This is a genomic window from Citrobacter sp. CF971 (assembly GCF_006385635.1).
Classification (GTDB): Bacteria; Pseudomonadota; Gammaproteobacteria; order Enterobacterales; family Enterobacteriaceae; genus Citrobacter; species Citrobacter freundii.
The window spans coordinates 4,675,915-4,698,799 of the sequence record NZ_CP041051.1; the positions used below are offsets into that span (position 1 = coordinate 4,675,915).

General features: G+C 52.2%; 20 protein-coding genes and 1 pseudogene. 10 read left to right on the top strand and 11 right to left on the bottom strand.

From position 1 onward, the window contains the following. Positions 1-29 precede the first annotated feature (29 nt). The 3 genes and pseudogenes from E6P06_RS26185 to E6P06_RS26195 form a co-directional block, all read right to left on the bottom strand. A protein-coding gene (locus E6P06_RS26185) for an IS3 family transposase (RefSeq protein WP_089617520.1) occupies positions 30-1,237 on the bottom strand; the annotation gives its coding sequence in 2 pieces (ribosomal slippage) (positions 30-916 and positions 916-1,237; 1,209 coding nt in all). A 92-nt stretch (positions 1,238-1,329) separates the two neighbouring features. Continuing rightward, a pseudogene (locus tag E6P06_RS26190) lies at positions 1,330-1,731 on the bottom strand (transposase); the annotation flags it as partial. A gap of 114 nt (positions 1,732-1,845) precedes the next feature. After that, positions 1,846-3,078: an NAD(P)/FAD-dependent oxidoreductase gene (locus tag E6P06_RS26195; protein ID WP_139935841.1), complete on the bottom strand. Its 1,233-nt coding sequence runs from the start codon at positions 3,076-3,078 to the stop codon at positions 1,846-1,848. Positions 3,079-3,307: 229 nt separating this feature from the next. On the opposite strand from E6P06_RS26195, the gene pitA reads away from it, so the two are divergent. Next, entirely contained in the window at positions 3,308-4,807 is a 1,500-nt protein-coding gene (gene pitA, locus E6P06_RS26200) for an inorganic phosphate transporter PitA (RefSeq protein WP_003023373.1), read from the top strand. A 64-nt stretch (positions 4,808-4,871) separates the two neighbouring features. On the opposite strand, the gene uspB is transcribed toward pitA, so the two are convergent. Next, positions 4,872-5,207: a universal stress protein UspB gene (uspB, locus tag E6P06_RS26205; protein ID WP_003023371.1), complete on the bottom strand. Its 336-nt coding sequence runs from the start codon at positions 5,205-5,207 to the stop codon at positions 4,872-4,874. 392 nt (positions 5,208-5,599) lie between these two features. On the opposite strand from uspB, the gene uspA reads away from it, so the two are divergent. Continuing rightward, positions 5,600-6,037 (top strand): universal stress protein UspA, encoded by a 438-nt coding sequence (gene uspA, locus E6P06_RS26210; protein ID WP_003023368.1) that lies wholly within the window; start codon positions 5,600-5,602, stop codon positions 6,035-6,037. A gap of 281 nt (positions 6,038-6,318) precedes the next feature. Then, the gene (gene dtpB, locus E6P06_RS26215; protein WP_003023364.1) at positions 6,319-7,791 is read left to right on the top strand and encodes a dipeptide/tripeptide permease DtpB; all 1,473 of its coding nucleotides are present in this window, start codon (positions 6,319-6,321) and stop codon (positions 7,789-7,791) included. 48 nt (positions 7,792-7,839) lie between these two features. On the opposite strand, the gene E6P06_RS26220 is transcribed toward dtpB, so the two are convergent. Further along, positions 7,840-8,343, bottom strand: coding sequence for an Rrf2 family transcriptional regulator (locus tag E6P06_RS26220; RefSeq protein WP_003023361.1), 504 nt, complete (start codon positions 8,341-8,343; stop codon positions 7,840-7,842). Between the two features lie 232 nt (positions 8,344-8,575). Here E6P06_RS26220 and E6P06_RS26225 point away from each other — a divergent pair, with 232 nt between their 5' ends. Continuing rightward, positions 8,576-9,775 carry an NAD(P)/FAD-dependent oxidoreductase gene (locus E6P06_RS26225; protein WP_106902572.1) on the top strand — a complete coding sequence of 400 codons (1,200 nt, stop codon included), beginning with the start codon at positions 8,576-8,578 and terminating at the stop codon, positions 9,773-9,775. 92 nt (positions 9,776-9,867) lie between these two features. Here the strand turns inward: E6P06_RS26225 and rsmJ are convergent, their stop codons facing one another. Both rsmJ and prlC read right to left on the bottom strand, forming a co-directional pair. Further along, positions 9,868-10,617 carry a 16S rRNA (guanine(1516)-N(2))-methyltransferase RsmJ gene (rsmJ, locus tag E6P06_RS26230; protein WP_003846155.1) on the bottom strand — a complete coding sequence of 250 codons (750 nt, stop codon included), beginning with the start codon at positions 10,615-10,617 and terminating at the stop codon, positions 9,868-9,870. A gap of 134 nt (positions 10,618-10,751) precedes the next feature. After that, positions 10,752-12,794, bottom strand: coding sequence for an oligopeptidase A (prlC, locus tag E6P06_RS26235; RefSeq protein WP_139935842.1), 2,043 nt, complete (start codon positions 12,792-12,794; stop codon positions 10,752-10,754). A gap of 208 nt (positions 12,795-13,002) precedes the next feature. Here prlC and E6P06_RS26240 point away from each other — a divergent pair, with 208 nt between their 5' ends. Both E6P06_RS26240 and gorA read left to right on the top strand, forming a co-directional pair. Further along, positions 13,003-13,845, top strand: coding sequence for a 23S rRNA (adenine(2030)-N(6))-methyltransferase RlmJ (locus E6P06_RS26240; RefSeq protein WP_003023347.1), 843 nt, complete (start codon positions 13,003-13,005; stop codon positions 13,843-13,845). A gap of 104 nt (positions 13,846-13,949) precedes the next feature. Next, positions 13,950-15,302, top strand: a complete 1,353-nt coding sequence (gene gorA, locus E6P06_RS26245; protein ID WP_003846150.1) for a glutathione-disulfide reductase — start codon at positions 13,950-13,952, stop codon at positions 15,300-15,302. Positions 15,303-15,368: 66 nt separating this feature from the next. Here the strand turns inward: gorA and dinQ are convergent, their stop codons facing one another. After that, on the bottom strand, positions 15,369-15,452 hold the full coding sequence (gene dinQ / locus E6P06_RS26250; RefSeq protein ID WP_003837776.1) for a damage-inducible type I toxin DinQ: 84 nt from the start codon (positions 15,450-15,452) through the stop codon (positions 15,369-15,371). A 27-nt stretch (positions 15,453-15,479) separates the two neighbouring features. Between dinQ and E6P06_RS28105 the strand changes: the two genes are divergently transcribed. After that, the gene (locus E6P06_RS28105; RefSeq protein WP_256376312.1) at positions 15,480-15,611 is read left to right on the top strand and encodes a hypothetical protein; all 132 of its coding nucleotides are present in this window, start codon (positions 15,480-15,482) and stop codon (positions 15,609-15,611) included. Between the two features lie 223 nt (positions 15,612-15,834). Here E6P06_RS28105 and E6P06_RS26255 read toward each other — a convergent pair whose 3' ends face one another. After that, a complete protein-coding gene (locus E6P06_RS26255; protein WP_003023339.1) occupies positions 15,835-17,229 on the bottom strand; it encodes a cytochrome-c peroxidase in 1,395 nt (464 codons plus the stop codon). A gap of 427 nt (positions 17,230-17,656) precedes the next feature. Here E6P06_RS26255 and E6P06_RS26260 point away from each other — a divergent pair, with 427 nt between their 5' ends. Continuing rightward, entirely contained in the window at positions 17,657-19,306 is a 1,650-nt protein-coding gene (locus E6P06_RS26260) for an alpha,alpha-trehalase (protein ID WP_003837772.1), read from the top strand. Between the two features lie 27 nt (positions 19,307-19,333). Here E6P06_RS26260 and E6P06_RS26265 read toward each other — a convergent pair whose 3' ends face one another. Next, positions 19,334-20,923: an STY4199 family HEPN domain-containing protein gene (locus E6P06_RS26265; RefSeq protein ID WP_139935918.1), complete on the bottom strand. Its 1,590-nt coding sequence runs from the start codon at positions 20,921-20,923 to the stop codon at positions 19,334-19,336. 167 nt (positions 20,924-21,090) lie between these two features. Between E6P06_RS26265 and E6P06_RS26270 the strand changes: the two genes are divergently transcribed. Beyond that, on the top strand, positions 21,091-21,630 hold the full coding sequence (locus E6P06_RS26270; protein WP_139935843.1) for a GNAT family N-acetyltransferase: 540 nt from the start codon (positions 21,091-21,093) through the stop codon (positions 21,628-21,630). A gap of 86 nt (positions 21,631-21,716) precedes the next feature. Beyond that, positions 21,717-22,067, top strand: a complete 351-nt coding sequence (locus tag E6P06_RS26275) for a glycoside hydrolase family protein (protein WP_003837768.1) — start codon at positions 21,717-21,719, stop codon at positions 22,065-22,067. Between the two features lie 18 nt (positions 22,068-22,085). Here the strand turns inward: E6P06_RS26275 and E6P06_RS26280 are convergent, their stop codons facing one another. Next, a complete protein-coding gene (locus E6P06_RS26280; protein ID WP_003837766.1) occupies positions 22,086-22,688 on the bottom strand; it encodes a response regulator transcription factor in 603 nt (200 codons plus the stop codon). Between the last annotated feature and the right edge of the window lie 197 nt (positions 22,689-22,885).

A 22,885-nucleotide genomic window follows, 5' to 3' on the forward strand; every position in this document is an offset into this window, starting at 1 on the left:
ACCCTCCATCTCCGAACAGCTTTTGTATCTTAAGTTAACGATGTCCGCTGCCGCCGGTATTCCCTCGGGGAGTGATATCCCAGCGCGCTGTGCGGGTGGTTTTCATTGTAATGCGTGAACGCTACTGCAAGGTTTCGCAGTGCTGTTCTCACATCCGGTTTTGGCATGAACGCGATATAGTCTTCTTTCATCGTTTTCACGAACCGTTCGGCCATGCCATTACTCTGCGGGCTGCTCACCGCTGTTGTGCAGGGCTCCAGATTCAGCTCTCTCGCGAACCTCCGCGTTTCATACGCGGTATACGCTGAACCGTTATCCGTCAGCCACTGCACCGCTGTGTCGGGCAACCTGTCGCCGAAGCGCTTTTCCACCGACCTCAGCATCACATCCTGCACGGTCGAACTGTCATAGCCTCCCGTGCTTGCTGCCCAGTCTATGGCCTCACGGTCGCAGCAGTCCAGCGCGAACGTTACCCGCAGTTTTTCGCCGTTGTCGCAGCCGAACTCGAAGCCATCTGAACACCAGCGCATATCGCTTTCTGCCACCGCTATCTTGCCCTTATGTTCACGCTTCGGTCGCTCTGGTTTGTGATGCAACAACAACAGGTTATGCTCGCTCATTATCCTGTAAAGCCGTTTGGCATTCACAGGTGGCTGTCCCTCTGTGCGACGTTGCTTGCGCAGGATGCCCCACACGCGTCGATAACCATAACTCGGCATATCGCTGATAATGTTGAGGATAGCCGACAGTATTTCTGCGTCTGCTTCTTCATTACGCCGGTTACAGCGCCTGTCCTGCCAGTCGGCAGAACGGTTAATCCGCAGTGACAGTTGCGCACGCGACACGCCCATGGTCCGGCTGACCATGGCTATTCCCCGTCCTTTGGCAACAAGGGCGCGTGCGCTATCCATTTTCGCGACTGACCGTACTCCACGGCTTCTTTCAGGATCTCAACTTCCATCGTTTTCTTGCCCAGAAGGCGCTGAAGCTCCCGGACCTGCTTCAGAGCAGCAGTAAGCTCAGAAGCAGGAACGACTTCCTCTCCAGCCGCAACGGCGGTGAGGCTGCCTTCCTGATATTGCTTCTTCCACTTAAACAGCAGGCTGGGCTGGATACCATGCAGGCGGGCGACATGGGAGACATTCATACCCGGCTCCATCGTCTGCTGGATAATGGCGATCTTCTCCTGAGGAGTTTTACGTTTACGGACTTCTTGCCCTAACAGGATCCCGGTCATCTCAAAATTGGCGTTAGTGTTAGACATATATTCAAGCCTATCTCTTATCTGGAGATACAGCTACTGTCCGGTGTTTCAGGGGGCTACATCAGAAGTCCGCCTTCAGGAGTTCTCAAGGTCAGTAAAAAATCGGTTGTCATAACATTCAGAACTTCGACAGGTACTCCTCTTACTCCCCTCACCATAGGATGTTGAAAATGTAGATGATTTGCTATTTGTTGGGTAAGCCGGAGAGGAAAGAGTGGGAATTGTTCCCGGATATCAATCACCGAGTCATTAAACTCAGCCAGATAGAAAAAGTTACTTTCGACAGAAGAAAGGAGATGATGGTTTCGAAACGTCTTAAGGCCAAAGACTATCGAACGGTTTCCACGGGATTTAACGTCCTGAGCTCTAAGCCAGGGCTGATAACTTTGGCCATAGCCCACTCCTATGCCGTCACCTAGCGCATTTTCATAATCCAAATAGGATTTGAGACGCCTACCCCTAGCCATGATCGTACCCTAAAAACGACATTGATACGTACCTATATGTGCATTTTATAGTCTCCAACCCTATAACCACACATTCAGTAAGTATACAACATTAGCGTCGTTTTTTGAGAATGGTTACAACTTTAGTGCTTTGTGTACAACTTTATTGTCCTCGGACACTGGCGCTAAATCTTGCGCGCACGCCCAGGCACTCGACCATGCCCACTGGAAGTTATAGCCTCCCAACCAGCCGGTAACGTCCATAACTTCGCCGATAAAATAGAGTCCCGGCACTTTACGTGCTTCCATCGTGCGCGATGAAAGCTCATTGGTATCAACGCCGCCCAGCGTGACTTCAGCGGTACGATACCCTTCTGTACCGTTCGGCTGCACCCGCCAATCGGTCAGCGTCTCAACCAGCGTTTGTTGATCGCGCACGTTAAGCTGTTTCAGCGAGACGTCCGGGATTTGCCCTAACTGCTGTAAACATTCCACCAGCCGTTTTGGCAACTGCATAGCAAGCGTATTCTTTAAGCTCTGATTAGGGTGGGCGCTGCGTTGGTCATCGAGGAAGCTCGCAAGGTCAACATCCGGCAACAAATTAATGCTGACAAATTCGCCTGGCTGCCAAAAACTGGAAATCTGCAGTACGGCCGGACCAGAAAGCCCGCGGTGCGTAAAGAGCAGATTTTCACGAAAAACGGTGCCGTCCTCGGCGGTGATAACAGAGGAGACCGACACGCCAGAGAGCACCTGAAGCTGCTCCAGCAGTGGCTTATGCAACGTAAAGGGCACCAGTCCTGCGCGCGTTGGCAATACGTTCAGACCGAACTGTTCGGCAATTTTATAACCAAACGGCGTAGCGCCCAGCCCCGGCATAGAGAGACCACCAGAGGCAATAACCAGCTTTTTCGTGCCCACGGTCATCCCGTTCAATTCGAGAATGAAATCATCACCCTCTCGCTCGACGCTCAGGACTTCGCTACGTAACCGCATAGTTACGTTACCTTTTTCACACTCGGCCACCAGCATATCGACAATTTGCTGTGCGGAATCATCGCAGAACAGCTGACCCAACGTTTTTTCGTGCCAGGCAATACCGTGTTTGCCCACCAGGTCGATAAAATCCCACTGCGTGTAACGCGCCAGCGCCGATTTGCAAAAATGGGGGTTTTGGCTCAAATAGGCGGCAGGCTCGACATAAAGATTGGTAAAGTTGCAGCGTCCCCCGCCAGACATGAGAATCTTACGCCCCGGCTTTTTACCATTATCAATCAGCAGTACGCGACTACCTGCTTGTCCTGCCTGCGCGGCACAAAACATACCCGCTGCGCCAGCGCCTATAATAACGGTATCAAACCTTTCCACGTTGCGATCCTCTCTAAAAAGCGGGTGTGAATTGTAAAGATTCCTCAGTGGTCGCACCAGCACCAAACTACCGATAAAGGGTATTTAACTGAAATATATAGGATAATTCTTTAGTGGTGTAAAACAAAGCAGGAGACAAATCAAAAAAACTCTATATTTCACTTTGCCCGCGCCGCCAAAGTCACTGATAATGCGCCGCGTTCATGTCCTCAAAATGGCGTAACGTCCTATGCTACATTTGTTTGCTGGCCTGGATTTACATACCGGGCTTTTACTATTGCTTGCTCTGGCTTTTGTGCTGTTCTACGAAGCGATTAACGGCTTCCATGATACAGCCAATGCTGTCGCAACCGTGATCTATACCCGTGCAATGCGTTCGCAATTGGCGGTGGTCATGGCTGCGGTGTTCAACTTCTTTGGTGTTTTGCTGGGCGGTCTCAGCGTGGCGTATGCCATCGTGCATATGCTGCCAACGGATCTGCTGCTCAATATGGGATCGTCACATGGCCTCGCCATGGTGTTCTCCATGCTGCTGGCGGCAATTATCTGGAACCTGGGTACCTGGTACTTTGGTTTGCCTGCATCCAGCTCCCACACGCTAATTGGCGCCATTATCGGTATTGGTTTAACCAATGCGCTGATGACCGGCACTTCTGTGGTAGATGCACTTAACATTCCGAAAGTTATCGGTATTTTTGCCTCGCTTATCATCTCGCCAATTGTTGGTCTGGTGGTTGCAGGTGGTCTTATTTTCATTCTGCGTCGCTACTGGAGCGGTACGAAAAAACGTGCCCGTATCCACCTGACGCCAGCAGAACGTGAAAAGAAAGACGGTAAGAAAAAGCCGCCGTTCTGGACGCGTATTGCACTGATCCTCTCCGCTATCGGCGTGGCGTTCTCTCATGGCGCTAACGACGGGCAGAAAGGCATTGGTCTGGTGATGCTGGTGCTGATTGGCGTAGCGCCTGCGGGCTTCGTGGTGAATATGAATGCTTCCGGTTACGAGATTACCCGTACCCGTGATGCCATCAATAACGTCGAAGTCTTCTTCCAGCAGCGTCCTGACCTGCTTAAACAGGCTACAGGCGTAGACCAGTTGATTCCGTCCCCGACGGACGCGGCACCAGCGACGACGACAGAGTTCCATTGCCACCCGGCGAATACCATCAACGCGCTGGAACGTGCGAAAGGTATGCTGGCGAACCTGGAAACCTACGACAAGTTAAGCGTCGAACAGCGTGGTCAGCTGCGTCGCATTATGCTCTGCATCTCTGATACCACCGATAAAGTGGTTAAGCTGCCTGGCGTAAGCACTGACGATCAGCGTCTGCTGAAAAAACTGAAAGCTGACATGCTGAGCACCATTGAGTATGCGCCTATCTGGATCATTATGGCCGTCGCACTGGCGCTGGGCATTGGTACCATGATCGGCTGGCGTCGCGTAGCCACCACCATTGGTGAGAAAATCGGTAAGAAAGGCATGACCTATGCCCAGGGGATGTCGGCACAGATGACTGCCGCAGTCTCTATCGGTCTCGCCAGTTACACCGGTATGCCCGTTTCCACCACCCACGTTCTCTCTTCTTCCGTTGCGGGGACGATGGTTGTTGATGGCGGCGGTTTACAGCGTAAAACGGTGACCAGCATTCTGATGGCCTGGGTCTTCACCCTGCCAGCCGCAATTCTTCTTTCCGGCGGGCTTTACTGGCTCTCTCTGAAGCTTATCTAAGCGAATGCACGGTAAAAAAGCGGGTCAGTTTTCTGACCCGCTTTTTTTGTATCTGTCGTTGGCATCAGTGCCAGATAATCAGCGCAACCATGCTGATTAGCACCAGGCCACATAGCGCGCTGGTGAGGATGAACTGACCGCGAACCCGCTCACAGCGGCGAATAAACTCATCATCATGATGATCGCGGTAACGCTGAGCGTAGATATACCACACCAGACGCATCTGCTTGTTCGGTTGCCCATGCGAGGTAAAAAAGCCCCCACCATCTACATACTGGTAAAGCAATGGATCGCAACCACGAAGTACCACTAACAGTGCGCGTAACGAAGAAAAATAGCGCGCCATATTAACAATGCAAACGACACATAAAGCCCAGAACAATGCAATGGTGCTTATCATACCTCCTCCCCGGCGACCCGCCCACGGAACTCCTTTCCGGGACTACCGCTCCCCGATACCCTGCCAAACCATTCAGTGAAGAGTACAGCCGAACCGTTCGTATTAGTATCACGCATCCGAACGCCTCTCTAGATAGTGTAGGAGATTAGTTAATTTTTTTGCCAGAAGGTTAATCGCTATCAATGCAATTAACTAAAAAATTTGTTTAACTGCTTGGCAAGCAAGGCGGATTGACGGATTATCCTGGTCGCTATAATGTAAGGATAGTCCTTATATGGTACGTTTTTACGACTGGGCTAGCCCCGCGCGCAAGGTTCGCAGGATGCGGATGACGCGGCGGCAGGTAAACGCCAGCAGGCTAGTCATCGACAACTTATGGAAGGAGTAACACTATGGCTTATAAACACATTCTTATCGCGGTTGATCTTTCTCCGGAAAGCAAAGTTCTGGTTGAAAAAGCGGTCTCTATGGCGCGGCCTTACAATGCTAAAGTCTCCCTTATCCACGTTGACGTAAACTATTCCGACCTGTACACCGGGCTTATCGACGTGAATCTGGGCGACATGCAGAAACGCATTTCTGAAGAAACCCACCACGCGCTAACCGAGCTTTCCACCAACGCAGGCTACCCTATCACCGAAACCCTGAGCGGTAGCGGCGACCTGGGTCAGGTTCTGGTTGATGCCATCAAAAAATACGACATGGATCTGGTCGTTTGTGGTCACCACCAGGATTTCTGGAGCAAGCTAATGTCCTCCGCGCGCCAACTGATCAACACTGTCCACGTCGACATGTTGATTGTTCCGCTGCGTGACGACGAAGAAGCATAAAACGCTGGCCGTCGGGAGATAACCCGACGCGCTACAAGTCGTTAAGCCTGTAAACGCCCGCCTTTGCGGGCGTTTTTGTTTTTATCATTCAGACACAATTAGTACATCAATCCAACAAATAAATCATAATTAGTGTGATCAACTAATTGGATCGAAAACTATCTCTATAATACTCTAAGCCTGCGGCCAATAACCGCAGTCTATAACAAAATAAGACTTTTTCGGCGCGTTTAAGCATACGCGTTCATACTTTTCGGGATGGCTTTGAAAGGCGATGGAATATGAATAAAACTGCACCTACGGGCTTGCTGCAGCAACCTCGTCCGTTCTTCATGATCTTCTTTGTTGAATTATGGGAACGATTTGGCTATTACGGCGTTCAGGGCATCCTGGCGGTATTTTTTGTTAAGCAGCTCGGCTTTTCGCAGGAACAGGCATTTGTCACCTTTGGTGCATTTGCCGCGCTGGTCTACGGCCTGATCTCGATCGGCGGCTACGTCGGCGACCATCTGTTAGGTACCAAGCGCACGCTGGTACTCGGCGCCATTGTGCTGGCGATCGGCTACTTCATGACCGGGATGTCACTGCTTAAGCCCGACCTGATTTTTATTGCTTTGGGTACCATTGCCGTCGGTAATGGGCTGTTTAAAGCCAACCCGGCAAGCCTGCTGTCAAAATGCTATCCACCGAAAGACGCCCGTCTGGACGGTGCTTTCACCCTGTTTTATATGTCGATTAACATCGGTTCACTGCTGTCGTTGTCGCTGGCACCGGTGATTGCCGATAAGTTTGGCTACGCGGTGACCTATAATCTGTGCGGGGCCGGGCTTATTGTCGCGCTTTTGGTCTACTTTGCCTGCCGTGGAATGGTGAAGAATATCGGTTCAGAGCCGGACCATAAGCCGCTGAATTTCCGTAATCTATTCTGCGTGCTGGCTGGAACGGTAGTGATGGTATTTATCTGCGCCTGGCTGATGCACAACGTGCAGATTGCCAACCTGGTGCTGATCGTCCTGTCAATTGCCGTGACGATCATCTTCTTCCGTCAGGCCTTCAAACTGGATAAAACCGGGCGCAACAAAATGTTCGTGGCCTTTATCCTGATGCTGGAAGCGGTGGTGTTCTACGTCCTGTACGCGCAGATGCCAACTTCACTGAACTTCTTTGCTATCAATAACGTGCACCATGAAATTCTTGGTTTCGCCATCAACCCGGTAAGCTTCCAGGCGCTGAACCCGTTCTGGGTGGTACTGGCGAGTCCGGTACTGGCTGCAATCTATACCCGTCTGGGCAACAAAGGTAAAGACCTGACCATGCCGATGAAGTTTACGCTCGGTATGTTCCTGTGCTCGCTGGGTTTCCTGACCGCCGCTGCAGCCGGAATGTGGTTTGCCGATGCGCAGGGGCTGACGTCGCCGTGGTTTATCGTGCTGGTGTATCTGTTCCAGAGCCTGGGTGAACTGCTGATTAGCGCCCTGGGGCTGGCTATGGTCGCCGCTCTCGTGCCACAACACCTGATGGGCTTTATCCTCGGGATGTGGTTCCTGACCCAGGCAGCAGCCTTCCTGATGGGGGGTTATGTCGCGACATTCACCGCCGTACCAGAGAACATCACCGACCCGCTGCAAACGCTGCCTATCTATACCAACGTCTTCAGTAAGATTGGTCTGGTGACCCTGGCCGTAACGGTGGTGATGGCGATTATGGTGCCATGGCTGAACCGCATGATTAATACGCCGAGCACCGAGCAATAACCTTCAGTGCCGGATGGCGGCTATTGCCCTATCCGGCATTTTCACTCGCTACCCTTTACGCGCGTCTATCCACTCCTGCACTTCCACCACAAAGGTGTCCGGCGCTTTGCGGTACATTTTGCGCGCCAAGTCCAGAATCGTATGCTGACCGAGCGCTTCTTCCATCCGCTGCTGGGCCATGTCCATTACCGAACGCACACCACAAATGCCTTCACAGGCCCACTCTGGTGGATGCTCCTCAAATACCGCCAACCGCTGGCGAATTTCACGACATTCAAAGATGCGCTTATCACCATCAATAGCATTCACCACATCCAGCACAGTGATGTGTTCAGCAGGTTTAGCTAACTGGAAACCACCGCCCTTGCCTTCAATGCTGCGCACCAGACCCGCTTTGGACAGACGGGTGAAAATTTTTGCCAGATAGTCATATGGCACACTTTGCAGTTCGGCAATTTCCCGCACGCTCATATCCCTCGCGTCGCCCTTACTATCGACCATACACATCAGGCTATGAATGCCGTACTCAACCCCAGAACTGTAGAATGCCATTCTCTTATCTCAGTCAAAATTAATCTGAGTTTATTGTAGCTTTTTCGGTTCACTCATTCCAGACAGCAAAGTAACCCCTCTTCACAATAAAAATTTAAATACATATTTATCAAATAGATAATAAAAAACCCTCACCCTTTGAAGCAAAAAGGATCTCGATCGCATTGCAATTCTTAACTACGACAAATAAAATCCGAGTAAATAATTCGTAGTCACCAGTGAGAAAACCCCAATGCGTAAACAAATTCTGATCGTGGGCGCCGGCTTTGCCGGTATGTGGGCAGCATTAAGCGCCGCACGACTGGCGGATAAACATCTGCAGGCCATTGATATTACAGTAATTGCGCCACAGCCAGAGCTGCGTGTCCGCCCACGTTTTTATGAAAGCGCCGTTCATACGCTGGTCGCACCACTGCAACCGCTGTTTGACGTTACCGGCGTCAACTTCCTGCAAGGTCACGTCGAGCAAATCCTCCCGGACTCTAAAGAGGTGAGCTGGAAAGATGCCAACGGTGACATTCATCTGCGCCGCTACGACCGCCTGGTGCTTGCCAGCGGAAGTCACGTAAACCGCGACGCCGTCACCGGTGCCGCCGAGCACGCGTTTGACCTCGACCAACTTGAGAGCGCCGCCGTACTGGAGCAGCACATTAACGATCTGGCATTACAACCGGAAAGTGAGGCTCGCAATACGGTAGTGGTCTGCGGCGGCGGCTTTACCGGCATTGAAATGGCGCTGGAATTACCAGGTCGTTTGCGCGAAATATTGGGCGCTGATGCTAAGACCAGAGTTGTCGTAGTTGAACGCGGCGCTCAGCCGGGCGGACGCTGGAGCCAGGAATTACGTGACGTGATTATCGAAGCCTCTGCTGAACTGGGTGTCGAGTGGCTGGTCAATGCGGAAGTAGAGTGCGTGGATGCCTCTGGCGTCACGCTAAAAGATGGACAGGTGATTTCTTCCCAGACAGTTATCTGGACCGTCGGCGTTCAGGCTAATAGCCTGACAGCACAGATTAACGCCCCGCGCGATCGCCAGGGCCGTCTGCATGTAAATGCCAATCTGCAGGTTGTGGGTCACGATGATATCTACGCCACTGGCGATGTAGCCTACGCCGCCACCGACGACAAAGGCAATCATGCGCTGATGACCTGCCAGCACGCCATCTTGCTGGGTAAATTTGCCGGTAATAACGCCGCGGCAGACCTGTTAAACATAACACCACTGCCATATCGTCAGGAAAACTACGTCACCTGCCTGGATCTTGGTGCCTGGGGTGCGGTGTATAGCGAAGGATGGGATCAGCAGGTGAAACTGACGCGCGCAGAAGCGAAAAAGCTGAAGGTGTCGATTGTCAGTGAGCTGATTTACCCGCCGAAGGCGGACCGCGCGGTAGCGTTTGAGATTGCCGATCCGCTGGCACCGTTTGTTTAACCCGTGATGCCGGATGCGGCTACCGCCTTATCCGGCCTACTAACGGCACCGAGCTGTAGACCCGATAAGGGCACTATAGCTGACCATCTGGCCTATGCCGTTCCCGCATAAATATCGAACCGATGCCCTTTTGTAACTACCGCGTTCGGCGTTGCCACGTCGGCCAGCGGCGGCGCGTAGTCCGGACGCTTCACCACCACTCGTTTGGTGGCTAACTGACGAGCAGGCTCCAGCAGCCCATCCGCATCCAGATCCGGCCCCACCAGCGACTGAAACACACGCATCTCTTTTTTCACCAGCGCGCTTTTCTGCTTATGCGGGAACATCGGGTCGAGGTACACCACCTGCGGGCGCGGCGTGATATCGGTTAACGCCGTCAGGCTCGACGCGTGAATCAACTGCAAACGCTCCTGCAGCCACGGACCGATTTCCGGGTCGGCATACCCGCGCGCCAGGCCATCGTCAAGCAGCGCAGCAACCACCGGGTTTCGTTCCAGCATTCGTACGCGACAGCCTACCGAGGCCAGTACAAACGCATCGCGCCCCAGCCCTGCGGTTGCATCGACCACATCCGGCAGGTAATCGCCTTTAATGCCGACCGCCTTCGCCACCGCTTCACCGCGGCCACCGCCAAATTTGCGCCGATGGGCCATCGCACCGCCCGCGAAATCCACGAAGATACCGCCGAGTTTAGGTTCGTCACGTTTGCGCAGTTCCAGATGTGCTGTCGTCATCACCAGCGCCATCAGGTTATCTTCATCGTGTTCCAGTCCCCAGCGGGCGGCCAGAACAGATAAGGCGCCGTCTCCGGCGCCTGTTTCATCAATTAAGCAGATTTTCAATTCCGCTTTACCCTAAATAATTCGAGTTGCATCAAGACAACAAGTGAAGGAATCCCTGGGAACGTACAAATAGTACGTGACCAGGGTGAGTGAGCGCAGTTGCCGAAGAGGCAGCTTGAAGTATGACGGGTAAATCAGCCTTTAATCCCGTAATGCTCCAGCATTGCATCCAACTGTGGCTCGCGGCCACGGAAGCGTTTGAACAGTTCCATCGGCTCTTCAGAACCGCCACGGGTGAGGATGTTATCGAGGAACGATTGTCCGGTTTGACGGTTGAAAATCCCTTCATCTTCGAAGCGAGAGAAGGCATCCGCCGCCAGCACGTCGGCCCACAGATAGCTGTAGTAACCCGCCGCGTAGCCCCCTGCAAAAATATGGCTGAAGGCATGCGGGAAGCGGCCCCAGGTTGGGCCCGGCACCACGGCGACCTGTTTCTTGATTTCGGCCAGTGTGTCGAGGATTTTCGCCCCTTGCTGCGGGTTAAATTCCGCGTGCAGACGGAAATCAAACAGACCGAACTCCAGTTGACGCAGAATAAACAGCGCCGCCTGGTAGTTTTTCGCCGCCAGCATTTTATCCAGCAGTTCCTTCGGCAGCGGTTCGCCGGTTTCATAATGGCCGGAGATAAACGCCAACGCTTGTGGCTCCCAACACCAGTTTTCCATAAACTGGCTCGGCAGTTCGACCGCATCCCATGGCACACCGTTGATACCGGAAACGCCCGCGGTTTCGATACGGGTCAGCATATGGTGCAGACCGTGGCCGAACTCGTGGAACAGGGTAATCACTTCATCGTGGGTAAACAGCGCGGGTTTGCCGTTCACCGGACGGTTAAAGTTACAGGTCAGGTAGGCAACCGGTTTTTGCAACGTGCCGTCACTTTTACGCATCTGGCCGACGCAGTCATCCATCCACGCCCCGCCGCGTTTATGTTCACGGGCATACATGTCGAGGTAGAAGCTGCCGCGCAGCTCGTTGTTTTCGTCGTACAGCTCGAAGAAACGAACTTCCGGGTGCCAGACGTCAACATCGGTGCGCTCTTTGGCAGTGATGCCATAAATACGTTTAACCACTTCAAACAGACCGTTAACGGCTTTGTTCTCCGGGAAATAAGGACGAAGCTGCTCGTCGCTGATGCTGTAGAGGTGCTGTTTTTGTTTCTCGCTGTAGTAAGCGATGTCCCACGGCTGAAGCTCATCAACGCCAAATTCCGCTTTCGCAAAGGCGCGCAGTTGAGCCAGCTCTTTCTCCCCCTGCGGACGGGCACGTTTCGCCAGATCGGTCAGGAAGTCGAGGACCTGCTGCGGGTTTTCCGCCATTTTGGTAGCCAGAGATTTAAAGGCGTAGCTTTCAAAGCCCAGCAGTTGCGCCAGTTCGTGGCGCAGCGCGAGGATCTCTTCCATTATCGGGCTGTTGTCCCATTTGCCAGCGTTCGGCCCCTGGTCAGACGCGCGCGTGGAGTAAGCGCGATACATCTCTTCACGCAGTCCCTGGTTGTCACAGTAGGTCATCACCGGCAGGTAGCTTGGGATATCCAGCGTTAACAGATAGCCTTCCTGCTCTTTGGCTTCCGCCTGGGCCTTCGCCGCAGCCAGCGCGCTTTCCGGCATACCAGCCAGCTCAGCTTCATCGGTGACTAACTTCGTCCAGCCCATCGTGGCATCAAGGACGTTATTGCTGTACAAGTTGCCGAGCTCAGACAGACGGGTGGCGATTTCACCATAGCGCTGCTGTTTTTCCTTCGGCAGACCAATACCAGAAAGCTCAAAATCGCGCAGCGCGTTATCGACCGCTTTTTTCTGTGCGGTGTTCAGGGTGGCGTAATGATCGCCATCACGCAGGTCGCGGTACGCTTTGTACAGGCCTTCATGTTGTCCAACCCAGGTGCTGTATTCAGACAGCAGCGGCAGCGTTTGTTCGTAGGCTTCACGCAGTTCCGGGCTGTTTTTCACCGAGTTCAGGTGGCTAACAGGAGAGAAAATACGCCCCAGCACATCGTCAACTTCCGCCAACGGCTGGCAGAGATTTTCCCAGGTGTACGGCGCGCCCTGCGCAACCACACGTTCAACATTTTCGCGGCAATCGTTCAGCGCCTTAGTGACGGCAGGCACGACATGCTCAGGCTGAATTTTAGAAAACGGCGGCAGTTCGAAGGGAGTCAGCAATGGATTGGTCATTAGCGCGGTCCTGTTGAAAAGAGTGAATGAAGCGCGTATCCGGCGCTGTGCATATTAATTTGTACAATGGGGTTAAGTGTAGAGGATTTCAATGCTAACCGTGACGGAAAGACGCCCGGTGGTGCTGCGCTTACCGGGCCTACGGGTAATCTGTGCCGATCTGCTGTAAACTGTGGCAAATCGTCATTTCAGCGGAATTTCATTACCCATGCTCAGTTATCGCCACAGTTATCACGCAGGCAACCACGCCGACGTCCTGAAACACACCGTCCAGAGCCTGATCATTGAATCGCTCAAAGAGAAAGAAAAACCGTTTCTCTATCTGGACACCCATGCTGGCGCTGGCCGTTATCAGCTGAGCAGTGAGCATGCCGAACGTACCGGTGAATATCTGGAAGGGATCGCCCGTATCTGGCAGCAGGACGATTTGCCTGCCGAACTGGAACCCTACATTGGCGTAGTGCAACACTTCAACCGTAGCGGTCAGTTGCGCTACTACCCGGGCTCTCCGTTAATTGCTCGCCAGCTGCTGCGCGAACAGGATAGCCTGCAATTAACTGAACTGCACCCGAGCGACTTTCCCCTGCTGCGCGGCGAATTCCAGAAAGATGAGCGCGCACGCGTGGCCAAAGCCGATGGTTATCAGCAGCTGAAAGCAAAATTGCCGCCGGTTTCACGTCGTGGGCTGATCCTTATCGATCCACCCTACGAAATCAAAAGCGACTACCAGGCGGTGGTCACCGGTATTAACGAAGGCTACAAGCGTTTCGCGACCGGCACCTATGCGCTGTGGTATCCGGTGGTTCTGCGCCAGCAAATCAAGCGCATGATCCACGATCTCGAAGACACCGGCATCCGCAAAATTCTGCAAATTGAACTGGCGGTGCGCCCGGACAGCGATCAGCGCGGTATGACAGCGTCTGGCATGATTGTGATTAACCCGCCGTGGAAGCTGGAGCAGCAGATGAACAACGTTCTGCCGTGGTTGCACAGCAAACTGGTTCCGGCAGGAACCGGTCATACCTCGGTAAGCTGGATCGTGCCGGAGTAATCGCAGCCATCGGTGGAACCTTTTAATATCAGGTATACAATCGCGAATATTTTGGCGGATGGCGTAACGCGTCTCCGCCCTACAATGAACATGAAGGAGCGGTCATGACCAAGCACTATGATTACATCGCTATTGGCGGCGGCAGCGGCGGTATTGCCTCCATTAACCGTGCAGCAATGTATGGCCAGAAATGCGCACTTATTGAAGCCAAAGAGTTAGGCGGCACCTGCGTTAACGTGGGCTGCGTACCAAAGAAAGTGATGTGGCATGCCGCCCAGGTTCGCGAAGCGATCCACATGTACGGGCCGGATTACGGTTTCGACACCACCATCAATAAGTTCGACTGGGATAAACTGATCGCCACGCGTACCGCTTATATCGATCGTATTCATACCTCGTACGACAATGTGCTGGGCAAAAATAATGTCGATGTGATTAAAGGTTTTGCCCGCTTTGTGGATGCCAAAACCATTGAAGTGAACGGTGAAACTATTACTGCTGATCATATTTTGATTGCTACCGGCGGTCGTCCGAGCCATCCGAACATTCCGGGTGTGGAATACGGGATCGACTCCGATGGCTTCTTTGAGCTGCCCGCGCTGCCGAAGCGTGTTGCGGTCGTCGGCGCAGGTTACATCGCCGTTGAGCTGGCAGGCGTGATTAACGGCCTGGGTGCCCAAACGCATCTGTTCGTGCGTAAACACGCGCCGCTACGCAGCTTCGACCCGATGATCGTCGACACGCTGGTTGAGGTGATGAACGCCGAAGGCCCGACTCTGCATACTCACGCGATTCCGAAAGCGGTCGTTAAAAACGCTGACGGCAGCCTGACCCTGCAACTGGAAGATGGTCGTAGCGAAACGGTAGATTGCCTGATTTGGGCAATTGGTCGTGAACCAGCCACCGATAACTTCAACCTGGCAGTTACTGGCGTGAAAACCAACGAAAAAGGCTACATCGTCGTTGATAAATTCCAGAACACCAGCGTGCCGGGTATTTATGCCGTCGGCGATAATACCGGCGCCGTAGAGCTGACGCCGGTTGCTGTTGCCGCGGGCCGTCGCCTGTCCGAGCGTCTGTTTAACAACAAACCGGACGAACATCTGGACTACAGCAACATCCCGACCGTGGTCTTCAGCCATCCGCCAATTGGCACCGTCGGCCTGACCGAGCAGCAGGCTCGCGAACAGCACGGCGATGACCAGGTAAAAGTGTATAAATCATCGTTTACCGCGATGTATACCGCTGTCACCACGCACCGTCAGCCGTGCCGCATGAAGCTGGTTTGCGTCGGTCCGGAAGAGAAGATTGTCGGTATTCACGGTATTGGTTTTGGAATGGATGAAATGCTGCAAGGCTTCGCGGTCGCGCTGAAAATGGGCGCAACCAAGAAAGACTTTGATAACACCGTTGCGATTCACCCAACGGCAGCAGAAGAGTTCGTTACCATGCGTTAATCGCACTTCATGAGTGTTAAAGGGCAAAGAGGGGTTAGCTCTTTGCCCTTAGTTACGTTTCCGCTATCAGTTCAAAAGTTGCAGCAGATAGCGGATCAGCTCCAGCAACGCGATTAACGCTCCCAGAACGATGATTGCTTTATCAATCACCCGTTTTCTCCATCAGATGGAGTGAGAATGCACCCGCTTACTCATCCATTGCCTGTCACGGGGCATGCTCCATTGTTAGATGATAACTATCTCACCCCGGCCAGAGCATCGGTCAACGGCACCACCCGTTTCGCCGATCAGGACTTAGAAAGCGTTTAGCGCGCGTCCGGAAGGGATTAGTTACAGAGCTAACTGGATAAGTATACAGTTCTTTTAATCGTAACTGCCAGCGCATTCTTGCAATAGTACCGTTAAGGTAATAGGATTGAAGCGTTAGATGATAACTATCTCACTTCGGCCAGAGCCACCAACTCGGGCTGAAGCGTAAAAAAACCGACGTGAAGTCGGTTTTTTTACGTCCGAATCAGGACCAGGGCAAAATCTATTTACCCTGCATATACGGCGTATACACGCCGTTTAAGCTTTCGAGGAACGCCACGATATCGTCGATATCTTCCTGCGGCAGTTCTTTACCCACCTGATAACGCAGCATCAGTTTTACCGCACCGTCGAGCGTAGGCACATCACCTCGATGGAAATAAGGCGCGGTCAGCGCAACGTTACGCAAGCCAGGGACTTTTTGACGCAGCTTGTCACGTAGTTCATTAGTGACGTTCATGCGGCCAATATCTGCGGCAGTGACCTCGCCGAAATTAAAGTCCTTTTTCAAACCCAATGGCTCAAATGAACGCCCGCCTAAAATAATACCGCCATGACAGGTCGCGCACTTATTATCTTTAAACAACTGATAGCCATGTTTCTGCTGGGCAGTTAACGCCGCTTCATCGCCGCGTAGCCATTTATCAAACGGCGAATTTGGCGTAATTAGCGTTTTCTCAAACTCAGCAATCGCATCGGTAATATTATCTCCGCTGAATCCCTGCGGATAAACCGCGATAAACTCTTGTTTGAGTTGCGGATCTTTATCCAGTTTCTGAATAATTTCATCCCAGGATTTAGACGCCATCTCGATAGGGTTCAACGGCGGGCCGCCTGCCTGCGCCTGCAATGTTGGCGCACGGCCATCCCAGAATTGTTCAACGTTGAAGACTGAGTTAAATACCGTCGGCGCGTTGATAGGACCAACCGCGCCGCCTACGCCGATTGACGTTTTGCGGCCATCCACGCCGCCCGCATTCAGGGCATGGCAGTGCGCGCAAGAAATCGTGCTGTCACCGGAAATACGCGGGTCGTGATAAAGCGTAAAGCCCAGCGCCACTTTGCGGGCATCGGTCGGAATGCTTTCCGGTATCGGCTGCACAGGCTCATTACGATGCTGCACGGCGGTATCGTTACTGGCGTAATACTGCTCGCGCTGTTTCGCAATCCAGCCCAGGATCTCTGCTCGCTCCGTATCGCTTACCTTGCCGGCCCAGTGCAGTGCGGTATAACGCGTCGGCGGCATGGTGTCGTACTGCATCACCCATTCAATTTTATTCAGGTCGCTTTGCGAAACGGGTTTATCTGCGACCAGCGCCGCACGAACGGCCTCAAGATTGAATGATTTGTATCCCAGTTGAATATCGTAATTCATCAACTGCTTAGCGACAGGAAAAGAAGAATAGAAAGGTAATTCAGCTGAAGGCGTGTGACAATAATCGCATCCTTTTTCGCGTAAAAAACCTAATACTTTATTATTTTCTTCCAGCGTAGAGGCCTGAACATCTGCCTGTTTACTACGTTGATTATCGTGATACCACACATAACCGGATAATCCAAAATAACAAATCACGACGCCAGCTATGGCTATCGCGGTAAGACGGGTAATGATTTTCATTATTTTACCCTCACCGTTGTGAGTTATTGTGACCCAGAAAAATTAGAATAATGAGTGCATAGTCTTTATCAGACTTAACCATCATAGAAAGTAAGGGATTTATTATTTTGATAAGTATCAAGCAATTACATGGGGGATAACTATCGATAGAATAGCCTGTGCCTATTACGGAGATAAGCCGTTATGGTTTTCCGTTCACAACTCGTTGCAATCGAATGTTCTGAAAATGAAATATCTTCAGGTCACGCAGAATTATGAATTCTTCATTATATTCATTGGGATAGTCTTATTTTCTAAATAATATACAGCACTAAAATGTGATCAACCGCACGCTTTACTCACCAGACACCGAAGCGAATGTCTACGCTTAACTGACGACCGGGCAATAGCCTTAATCTTTCAACGTCCATCGGAGGTCTTTCTCATTATGCTCAACCAGAAACTACCCCACGCCCCTTCAGAAGAAATGACGATCGATATCGATCTGCTTTATGAAATGGATCCGTGCGAGTTAAAGCTGGATGAAATGATTGAGGCAGAGCCAGAGCCGGAGATGATTGCAGGGTTACCCGCGTCAGATGCGTTAACCCCCGCCGATCGTTACCTCGAGCTGTTTGAACACGTCCAGTCATCCAAACTATTTGCTGATAGCAAAACCTTCCCTGATTGTGCGCCCAAAATGGACCCACTGGACATTTTGATCCGCTATCGCAAAGTTAAACGCCACCGCGACTTTGATCTGCGACGTTTCGTCGAGAACCATTTCTGGCTACCGGAAACGCCCTCCAGTGAATATGTGTCCGATCCGGCAAGCTCGCTGAAAGAGCATATCGATCAACTGTGGCCTGTGCTGACGCGCGAGCCGCAGGATCATATTCCCTGGTCCTCGCTGCTGGCGTTACCGCAATCATATATTGTGCCCGGCGGACGTTTTAGCGAAACCTACTACTGGGATTCCTACTTTACCATGCTGGGTCTGGCAGAGAGCGGTCGCGAAGACCTGCTGAAATGTATGGCGGATAACTTTGCCTGGATGATTGAAAACTATGGCCACATCCCCAACGGTAACCGTACTTACTATCTAAGCCGTTCGCAGCCGCCGGTCTTTGCGCTGATGGTGGAACTGTTTGAAGAGGATGGCGTACGCGGCGCACGTCGTTACCTTGAACATCTGAAAATGGAATACGCATTCTGGATGGATGGCGCCGATTCCCTGGTGCTCAACCAGGCCTACCGTCACGTGATCAGAATGTCGGACGGCTCTCTGCTCAACCGCTATTGGGACGATCGTGATACCCCGCGTGATGAATCATGGCTTGAAGACGTTGAGACCGCCAAGCATTCGGGTCGTCCACCCAATGAGGTGTATCGGGATTTGCGCGCGGGCGCGGCCTCCGGCTGGGATTATTCCTCGCGCTGGCTACGCGATGCAGGCCGCCTTGCCAGCATACGCACCACGCAGTTCATCCCGATTGATCTGAACGCCTTCCTCTACAAGCTGGAAAGCACTATCGCCAATATTTCCGCGCTGAAAGGCGACAAAGAAACGGAAGCGCAGTTTCGCCAGAAAGCCAGTGACCGTCGCGATGCGGTAAACCGCTATCTGTGGGACGATGAAAACGGCTGCTATCGCGATTACGACTGGCGGCGCGAACAAATGGCCCTGTTCTCTGCCGCCAGTATTGTGCCGCTGTATGTCGGTATGGCAACACATGAACAAGCCGACCGGCTTGCTAACGCGGTTCGCAGTCGCCTGCTCACGCCCGGTGGTATTTTAGCCACGGAGCATGAAACTGGGGAACAGTGGGATAAACCGAACGGCTGGGCGCCGCTGCAGTGGATGGCGATTCAGGGCTTCAAACTGTACGGTGACGACCATCTCGGGGATGAAATCGCCCGTAACTGGTTGAAAACGGTGAATCTCTTTTATCAGGAACACCACAAGCTTATCGAAAAATACCACATAGCCGACGCAGCGCCGCGCGAAGGCGGCGGCGGGGAATATCCGTTGCAGGACGGCTTTGGCTGGACCAATGGCGTGGTGCGCCGACTCATCGGTTTGTATGGCGAACCCTAGCGGTTGACGGTCTGATTCATCAGGATGTCAGTTAATCGCATCGTACAACTCGGCGTGAATTTTCTGCCATTTCTTGTTCTCAGGGCTTGGCTGGGCGCGAACACGCAGCTCGGCCTGCTCAAGATTATATTGCTGACGCGCAACGACCGCAGGCACCGAACAAAAACTTTGCAGATAACTTTTATGCAGCGATGTGAGTGACGCCCCATTCGACATCGCATGGCTGAGCGTAGTCATAAACTGTCGGCATGGTTTGCTTTCATCCATCTGCGAAGGGTAACGCAGCAGCAGTCTCAACACCTCGGTATTGCCCGCTGAGAACGCCTGCTCCGTCCACGCCAGCTTCCAGTCCATCCCACCCTGCAGGAACAGTGACGTCACGCGGGTGTCATTGCGATCAATAGCCGCCCGCATGTTAAAGGCATCCCAGGTGATACCCATTCGGGTCACCGCCTCCCGCGCGCTGGGGGCATCACGCCGTGGTTCCTCCTGCACAATTTCAACGGATTGTCCGGATGACGCCTGTGGCGCTGGCGAAGTGAATAACCAGAACGCACCCAGCGAAATCGCCAGCACCATCACGCCGACTGCTACCCACAACATGCCGGAAATCAGCTGTTCACGTTCTTCCGCCGAACGTTTGGCTCGCTTCTCCGGCGGATCAATACTGTCTGCGATTTCATGCTTATCGCCTCCTGCTTGCTCGTCTTTTTGCTTTGCCGTTTCCCAAAACTGGCGGACCATGGACTCATCAGATTCCAGATACGACGCAGGATTAATGCGCGTACGTCGTTCTTCAAACGCCCGTTGCACAGGATGAGTTATCTGCCGGTACTGGTAGTCCAGCAACAGCAATTGTACTGAGGTTAGCGGTTGTTGCGCGATAACACAGTTACGAGCCAGGCGGCAATCATCCAAAAACATGCGTAGCGTGATGCGCGGCTCAACAAACGACATCAGCACCGAGGTATCGTTAAAAATCTGTGTAAAGTGGCGAACAAATAATTTCTTATCGACGACCATCAGTGCCAGCTCGCTAAACATCATACCGTCCAGCGCATCTCGTCCTTCGCCCAACTTTAGCCAGCGACGCAGACGTTCACCGCCAAAGTGCTGTTTCAGAAAGCTGTTGAGAGGATGTTGATCCGGCCATACCCGCGCAATCAGGGATTTGAGGGTTAATTCTATTGCGCGAAGTTGACGCTGCGCCCGCATCTGAGCATCCGGCTCTACAGGTGGAATTTCGGTTTGATACTTCAGGATGGGCTGTTGCTGGCGTAATTGTTCCAGAGAGGCCACAAAGCGCAGCGCTGAAATCAGCTGGTTTTCACTGACGTCCTGGCCATTTTCATATTGGGGTACACTCTGTTGAAGATGGCGTAGCCGCAGAGTGAACTGGCTCAATTGCGCATCATTCATCTGCAACCGTCTGGCGACAGCCCCCCAGCCGCCCAGATTCAGTCGAGCCTGATCCAGTTGTTCGAGAAACCACCGAGGGTCTTTGCCTTCTGTGACATGTACGCCTAACAGCAATAATATTTCTATCGACGCCTGACGGATAATCCCCAGACAATGTTCAAAGGGTGTACATGTCGCTTGTAACGCGCTATTGGTCATCATCTTCCCTAAAAGGACCCAAAACGTGCGGCCTCATCATGGTATGTAATTATCTTTTTTAAACGCAACGTTGTGCCGATGTAGACTAAAACACATTCATATAGCAAATAAATAAGTTTTACAGTGACTTCCGCACAATCATTGAAAATTATTCTGGAGATAAGCCTGTGCCTGTATTGCAAACATCACGTCTGCTCTGCCGCCCACTGACAGAAAATGACTGGACGTTCTTCTTAACGCTACAGAAGAATCCAGATGTGATGCGCTTTGTCGCTGACACGCGTACTGAAGAGGAGATACGGATAGCCTTCAACTCCCGCCTGCCTGAATGGTCTCCCGGCAGCCCGCACTGGCTATGTCTGGTCCTGTGCGATAAGGCATCGGGAGCACCGCTTGGAGTGACTGGATATATTCATGAAAACAATGAATGTGCCGAGGTCGGTTTTCTGCTCGCCCCTGAAGCGCAGGGGAAAGGTTATGGTACTGAATCTCTGCATGCAGTTTGCGATTTTGCATTTACCACCGGAGGGCTACGCCGGCTTACGGCTTGCGTCACCGCAGGAAACGAAGCCTCACGGCGTCTGTTGGAAAAGGTCGGGTTCATTCACGAAGGCACGCTGCGGGAAAGCTACTGGCTGCATCAAACCTGGAATGATGACTGGATTTTCGGCCTGTTAAAACACGACTATCAGCCACCCGCAGAATAAGACATTTTGCTGAAAAAACTGGCTGTATGACAACTGGCGTAACGGAGGCGGTTTCTTAAAATAGGTCTCTTTGTACAGAGATGAATATGCCACTCCATTCAACGTATTTCACGCCCGCCTGTGTTGCATTTATTAAACAATGGCAAGGCCTGTCACTGGAAAAGTATCAGGACAAAAATGGTGTCTGGGTGATTGGCTACGGGCACGAAATCACATCCGATGAAAGCTTTCCTGCGCCTGTTTCGGTAACGCAGGCAGAAACACTACTGCTCGCGGATCTGGAAATCTGCGAGGAATTCATACACCAGAAAATGCCGCAAATAAAAGAAAGGTTTCAACAGGAAGCGTTAATTGCGTGGATGCTCAGCGTGGGGATAAGCCGGTTTTGTGCTGCAGAATTCTGCTCGGGGGTTATTTCACAGCCAGAATCGTTCTGACTGTGAAATATTCGCCCGTTAAATAGCGTCGTTTAACATCATTGCCGCCTGCGTACGGTTTTTTACCTCGAGGCGCTGATACAGCGATTCAAGATGGGCTTTGACCGTTCCGGTGCTGATATTTAACAATCGACCAATTTGTTTATTTGATTCTCCGGCGGCAAGCATAGTCAGAATCTCTCGCTGACGCGCACTAAGCGATCTGATATTTTGCCCGCTGCTCTCGGGGGTTGTCATACAATCTCTGGGGATAAATACCATTCCCATCGCAATGCTATTGAGAGCCAGCGTGAAGGTTTCCGCGTCAGAGTCGCGTGGAACAATGGCCAGCACATTCAATTGCGTAACCTCCTGCAGCCATTTTTTACGGCAGTCCGTTGCTGTTACCAGCACTTTTACTGTCGAAAAGCGTTGCGCTATCTGCTGTAGCAAGTTACGGCAGAACTCGGCGTCCTGGTCGCCATCCAGCATTATCAGTGCATCAGGGGTGTCTTCCAGTTTCTGCCAAAGGTCATCTGCCTGACTGACACCCTGAACATCCACTCCTGGAATACGCTCTTGTAAACTTACATTCATTCCATGAATAAATATCGACTGCCTGTCAAACATTATTACCTGCATTACTTATCTCCGTCTGAATAAGATACTAGCCTTAACACGCGGAAGGGTATTACCCGAGGGGTAAAATAAGAAGTCACCATTTGGCGGGGGCCATTTTACCGATAGACGGAGAAGAAAAAAGTAGAAATCGCAAATAGTTACAGCTCAAACCAAATAATCACACAAAGGGACAAAAGTGGCGCTAAACATTAAGGAAA